Source organism: Paraburkholderia caledonica, from assembly GCF_000383275.1.
Classification (GTDB): Bacteria; Pseudomonadota; Gammaproteobacteria; order Burkholderiales; family Burkholderiaceae; genus Paraburkholderia; species Paraburkholderia caledonica.
In genome coordinates this window covers 1-4,948 of sequence record NZ_KB911063.1, presented here as the reverse complement: position 1 = coordinate 4,948, position 4,948 = coordinate 1, and the positions used below count along the sequence as shown (strand labels likewise).

Below are 4,948 nucleotides of genomic sequence, written 5' to 3'. Positions count from 1 at the left end.
GATGACCTTGTTGCGCGGGTCCGAGATCGTGTAGACCGGGTGACCGAAACCGATCACCACTTCCTTGTTCTCGACGCGCCGGCGGATATCGCTTTCCGCTTCGTCCGGCGTCTGGTAGCGCGACTGGATCTCGAACGCGACTTCGTTCGCGCCGCCGTGCTTCGGTCCTCGCAGCGCGCCGATTGCGCCCGTGATTGCCGAGTAGATGTCAGAACCGGTGCCCGCGATCACGCGCCCCGTGAACGTCGACGCGTTGAACTCATGCTCGGCATACAGGTTCAGCGACACGTGCATTGCATCGACCCACGACTTCGACGGCTCGACACCGTGCAGCAGATGCAGGAAATGGCCGCCGATCGAATCGTCGTCGGTTTCCACTTCAATGCGTTTGCCGTTGTGCGAATAGTGGTACCAGTACAGCAGCATCGAGCCGAGCGACGCCATCAGTTTGTCGGCGATATCGCGCGCGCCGGGCAGGTTGTGATCGTCCTTCTCCGGCAGCACGGTGCCGAGCACCGAGACGCCGGTGCGCATCACGTCCATTGGATGCGCGGCTGCGGGAATCCATTCGAGCGCGGCCTTCACATTGGCGGGCAGGCCGCGCAACGCCTTGAGCTTCGTCTTGTACGCGGTGAGTTCGGCCTGTGTCGGCAGCTTTTCGTGCACGAGCAGATACGCGATCTCCTCGAACTCGCAATTGCCCGCGATGTCGAGAATGTCGTAGCCGCGATAGTGCAGATCGTTGCCGGTCTTGCCGACCGTGCAGAGTGCCGTGTTGCCCGCGGTCACGCCGGACAGCGCGACAGATTTCTTCGGTTTAAAGCCGCCTTGTGCGCCGGCGGATTGCGTTGTCTCGCTCATCTCCCGCACTCTCCTGTTTGTTTGCTCATTGCGCTGCTTCCCCGAAAAGCGGCGCTGCATCTTGCGGAACGGCCCGGCCAGTGGATTGCGCCCGACGCAGCACCGACCAGTAATAGCGGTAGCTCGCGCGGTCATGCAACGTGTCGCGATAGCGCGTGGGTCCCCATTGGGCGGACTGCGCGGCCAGCAGAATTTCGGTGGCGGTGGCGATTTCTTCGTCGCGTGGCGCGAACGCGGCCACGATTACCTCGACCTGCGCAGGGTGAATGCTCCACATGCGCGTGTAGCCGAACTCGTTGCGTGCGCGTGCCGCGTCGTTTGCAACCACGCTCATATCGCGCACTTCAGTGCTGACGTTGTGCGACGGCACCTTGCCGTACGCATGGCACGCGGCGGAAATTTCGAGCTTGGCCCGGCGCACCAGCGGATGATCGAACTGCCCAGGCGAGCGCATTGCGGTATCGGGGATCGCGCCGTCGTGCGCGGAAACAAAGTCCATCAGACCGAAGCTCAACGCTTCGACACCGGGCAACGCGGCAAGATCGAACACACGCGTCAGCGCGCCGTGTGTTTCAACCAGCAATTGCACTGGCACTGCTCTGGCGACGCCAAGCTCGCGCCGCGTGGCCTCGATAAACGCGACCATTTCGGCGGCGTCGGGTACGTTGCGGATCTTGGGCAGGGTGATGTAAGCGGGCGCACGCTTTGCCGCGCGCAGAATCAGGCGGACGTCGTCGCGCCAGTGCGGATGGTCGAAGTCGTGAATCCGCACCCCGACGCGGCCGAAGCGGTCATGCTCGCTGCCGAGCAGCGACGCGACGAGTTCCGCGTGCTCCGCTTCGCGGCCGACCTGCGCGCCGTCTTCGCAGTCGAGCGTGATGTCGAACACCGGGCCAAGTTGCTGCTGTAACGCGAGCGATTTCAGCATCAGCTTTTCGCTGCCGGCGTAGTGGTCGCAGGCAGGCAGCACAGCGGGCGGCACTTCGCCGTCAAACAGCACTTCGGCGGGTGTGAGGGCGCGCATCTTCGGCGTCAGGAGCGTGGGCTTTTGTTGAGGGAAAACCGATTCGGGCGCGTTCTGTCCGATCGTACAGACAGGCAAAACGCGTTCGAATCAGGTGCGAATCGCGCGAAGCGCCAGATTGGCTCGCTTCGCTCGATTTGCACGAAAAAAACCGGAACCCGCTGCGATGAAGCTACGGAGTTCCGGTTGTTCTGCATCAGGTGCTTAGCCGAGCAGATGCTGAACGCCTTCGCGCTCTTCCAGCAATTCCTGCAGCGTGGCGTCCATCTTCTCGCGCGAGAACGCGTCGATTTCCAGACCTTCCACGCGCTTGTATTCGCCGTTTTCGCAGATCACCGGCACACCGTAGATGATGTCTTCAGGAATGCCGTACGAACCGTCCGACGGGACACCCATGGTGACCCACTTGCCGTTCGTGCCGAGCACCCAGTCGCGAACGTGGTCGATTGCAGCATTAGCCGCCGACGCTGCCGACGACGAACCGCGTGCCTCGATAATCGCCGCGCCGCGCTTGCCGACGGTCGGGATGAACGTGTTGCGATTCCATTCGTCGTCGTTGATCAGCTTGGTCAGGCTCTGGCCTTCTGCGGTTGCGAAGCGGAAGTCCGGGTACATGGTCGGCGAGTGATTGCCCCACACAGCCAGCTTTTCGATCGAAGCGACCGGCTTGCCCGACTTCGCGGCCAGTTGCGACAGCGCGCGGTTGTGGTCCAGGCGCAGCATGGCGGTGAAGTTCTTCTTCGGCAAATCGGGTGCCGACTTCATTGCGATGTAGGCGTTGGTGTTGGCCGGGTTGCCGACCACCAGCACCTTCACGTCGCGGCTCGCGACTTCGTTCAGCGCCTTACCCTGAACCGTGAAGATTTCAGCGTTGGCCGACAGCAGGTCCTTACGCTCCATGCCCTTCGAACGCGGACGTGCGCCGACCAGCAACGCGACGTCAGCGTCCTTGAATGCGACCTTGGGGTCGTCCGTGATCACGACGCCCGACAGCAGCGGGAATGCGCAATCATCCAGTTCCATCACGACGCCTTTGACGGCGCCTTGCGCTTGCGGCAGGTCGAGCAGTTGCAGCACAACCGGCTGGTCCTTACCGAGCAGATCACCATTGGCGATGCGGAACAGCAGGGAGTAAGCAATTTGACCTGCGGCGCCGGTGACGGCAACGCGCTTTGCGGGCTTAGCCATTGAGAAATCTCCAGGACGATGCGTTAGACGCTAGGGAAAACGCCATTCTATATGCGCGTTCCTCGAAGCGTTGTGAAACACGGCGGAATTCAGTGTTTGCGGACGCCCGCTGCCAGCCCATGAATTGCGGACCGACAGCGGCGCTGCGCCAAGACCGCCATGCCGGAAACCTGTACTGCCGAGCGCTCTCAGGCCGCCGTTTCGCGGCTGGCCGGCCCGGTATTTCTCTGAGAGGGCGGGAGCGGACCAGCGAGGCGCCGCGTAGCCGCTGCACCGTGCGGCTCCTGCAAACAGCGCGTTTCGGCGAGCGTCTGGCCAACGAATGGCGGCGAATCGAAACCTGGACTGCGTGGGAACAGCATGGTGCAGAGTGGCTGCCGGTGCGTCGCGGCGCTGCGAAACGAATGCAGATCGCAACTGCCAAAAACCCCCGCAAACCCTTGCTCGACAAGGAGTGTAGGAGTCGGCAGACGCAAAGTCAACCTTATCTTATGTCTTATATAAGACACATCTATTGCCGGGGAAACGCTGGACGCGGCCCAGCCCTTTATGATGAAATGCGCGCATGAATTCCAACCCGGCCAACACCACGAATCCGAACGGTCAAACGGCCGCTGGCGAAGGTGTATCCGCGAACGTCCCCGCTGCGTCGCCCACTTTTAGCCCTCTGTATCAGCAGATCAAGGGGCTGATAACGCAGAGCCTCGAAAGCGGCGAATGGAAGCCCGGCGAGATCATTCCTAGTGAAGTCGAATTAGCGGCCAGATACAAGGTCAGCCAGGGCACGGTACGTAAAGCGATCGACGAACTTGCCGCCGAGAATCTCCTCGTGCGCCGTCAGGGCAAAGGCACGTTTGTTGCGACGCACAACGAAGATCGCGCGCAGTTTCGCTTTCTCCGGTTACTGGCTGATGACGGCGCCGAGCATCCGCACGTGAGCCGGCTGCTCGAATGCAGGCGTATGCGAGCGTCGGCGGAAATCGCGCGGCAACTCGATCTGAAGCCGGCCGATCCCGTAGTTTTGATCAAGCGTCTGCTGCAGTTCGACGGCGAAGTCACCGTGCTCGACGAAATCTGGCTGCCTGGTGCCGTATTTCGCGGACTGACGCTCGAGCGGCTCTCGGATTACAAGGGGCCCCTGTACGCGATGTTCGAGACGGAATTCGGCACGCGCATGATCCGCGCTACGGAGAAAATCCGCGCGGTCGCGGCGGAGCCGTCGGTGGCCGATCTGCTGCACGTGCCGTCGGGTTTCCCGCTGCTGTCGGTGGAGCGCGTGTCCTATACCTACGGTGACAGGCCGGTGGAAGTCCGGCGAGGTTGGTATGTCACAACCGGGTACTACTATCAGAACGATCTGAGCTGAATCGGGCTGAATGAAGGCGTGGCATCTCGTGCGCGCGCCTTTTGACGGTGCCTTTATTGCGCGTGCTGCAACGGACCTGTCGGGGTTTTCGCTGCAGCGCGATATGAAAAGGCGCTAAAATTGCGGATTAGTGTGACTACAAGTAGGGGTCTAGCATGGCTGAAGCCGTAAAAAAACCGAGGCCGGAATTCCGGAACATCGGTATCGGGCAGATATTGACGGCGTATCGCCTGCCGCTTGCAGGGCGCGTGTCGATTCTTCATCGCTTGAGCGGTGGTCTGCTGTTTGTTTTCCTTCCGTTCCTGCTGTACCTCTTCGACCAGAGCCTGACTTCCGAACTGAGCTTCGAGGTCTTCAAGGGCTTTCTCTCCAACATCATCGTCAAGCTCATCACGCTGGTGCTGGCCTGGGCGTTCCTGTTCCACTTCTGCGCCGGCATCCGTCACCTCGTGATGGACACGCACCGCGCGGTCAACAAGGAAGGCGGCAGGCAGACCTCCATCGTCGTG

5 protein-coding genes are annotated in these 4,948 nt (G+C 61.4%); 2 read left to right on the top strand and 3 right to left on the bottom strand.

The annotated features are described in order from the left end of the window. The 3 genes from H281_RS0134100 to H281_RS0134090 all read right to left on the bottom strand — a co-directional run. A partial coding sequence (locus H281_RS0134100; protein WP_020071602.1) for a citrate/2-methylcitrate synthase occupies window positions 1-861 on the bottom strand: 861 nt, incomplete at its 3' end. A gap of 25 nt (window positions 862-886) precedes the next feature. Then, entirely contained in the window at window positions 887-1,885 is a 999-nt protein-coding gene (locus tag H281_RS0134095) for an HpcH/HpaI aldolase/citrate lyase family protein (RefSeq protein ID WP_027805193.1), read from the bottom strand. Between the two features lie 204 nt (window positions 1,886-2,089). Next, entirely contained in the window at window positions 2,090-3,073 is a 984-nt protein-coding gene (locus tag H281_RS0134090; RefSeq protein ID WP_020071600.1) for a malate dehydrogenase, read from the bottom strand. Window positions 3,074-3,638: 565 nt separating this feature from the next. Between H281_RS0134090 and H281_RS0134085 the strand changes: the two genes are divergently transcribed. Both H281_RS0134085 and sdhC read left to right on the top strand, forming a co-directional pair. Further along, window positions 3,639-4,439: a GntR family transcriptional regulator gene (locus H281_RS0134085; protein WP_020071599.1), complete on the top strand. Its 801-nt coding sequence runs from the start codon at window positions 3,639-3,641 to the stop codon at window positions 4,437-4,439. Between the two features lie 155 nt (window positions 4,440-4,594). Beyond that, window positions 4,595-4,948 (top strand): succinate dehydrogenase, cytochrome b556 subunit (gene sdhC / locus H281_RS0134075; protein ID WP_020071597.1); only part of this gene is annotated, 354 nt, incomplete at its 3' end.

Coding starts and splice junctions, on each gene's coding strand:
- H281_RS0134085 (WP_020071599.1), top strand. CDS start 3,639: ATGAATTCCAACCCGGCCAACACCACGAATCCGAACGGTCAAACGGCC.
- H281_RS0134090 (WP_020071600.1), bottom strand. CDS start 3,073: ATGGCTAAGCCCGCAAAGCGCGTTGCCGTCACCGGCGCCGCAGGTCAA.
- H281_RS0134095 (WP_027805193.1), bottom strand. CDS start 1,885: ATGCGCGCCCTCACACCCGCCGAAGTGCTGTTTGACGGCGAAGTGCCG.